The organism is Terrisporobacter mayombei, from assembly GCF_020748465.1.
In the GTDB taxonomy this organism is placed as follows: Bacteria; Bacillota; Clostridia; order Peptostreptococcales; family Peptostreptococcaceae; genus Terrisporobacter; species Terrisporobacter mayombei.
Genome location: NZ_JAHZMP010000146.1, coordinates 1 through 490 on the forward strand (window position 1 = coordinate 1; position 490 = coordinate 490).

Sequence of the window (490 nt, forward strand, 5' to 3'; positions counted from 1 at the left end):
ACTTCTAAATTAACTTCTTCACCTTCACCTAATATTACTACATCTACAAAATCTGCTAAGGGTTCAGAATTATAAGCACAAGGACCACCAACCATTATAAATGGGTCTTCCAAAGTTCTTTCTTCTTTTAATATTGGTATATTGGCTAAATCTAATATATTTAATATATTAGTATATGAAAGTTCATATTGAAGTGTAAAAGTAACAAAATCAAAGTTTGTTATAGGCTCTCTTGACTCTAATGCAAATAATGGTATACTTTTTTCTTCTTCTTATGACCTATACCATATCCAATTTGTCTTGGAGAAAATTCAAACTCGTCTACAAACTCATCACACAAGACTTTTATGATTGCAGCTCCTGTTGGAGTTGTACATTCTCCATTTACATTATTTAATTTAATCGGTACACCTTTTAAAATTTCCATAGTTGCAGGTGCAGGTATAGGTATAATTCCATGTTCACATTTTACAAATCCTGAGCCAACAGA

General features: G+C 31.0%; 2 pseudogenes. Both read right to left on the reverse strand.

Features of this window, described 5'->3' with window-relative positions:
- Positions 1-266: pseudogene (locus tag K0039_RS23230) on the reverse strand (B12-binding domain-containing radical SAM protein); the annotation flags it as partial.
- A gap of 2 nt (positions 267-268) precedes the next feature.
- A pseudogene (gene larC / locus K0039_RS20805) lies at positions 269-490 on the reverse strand (nickel pincer cofactor biosynthesis protein LarC); the annotation flags it as partial.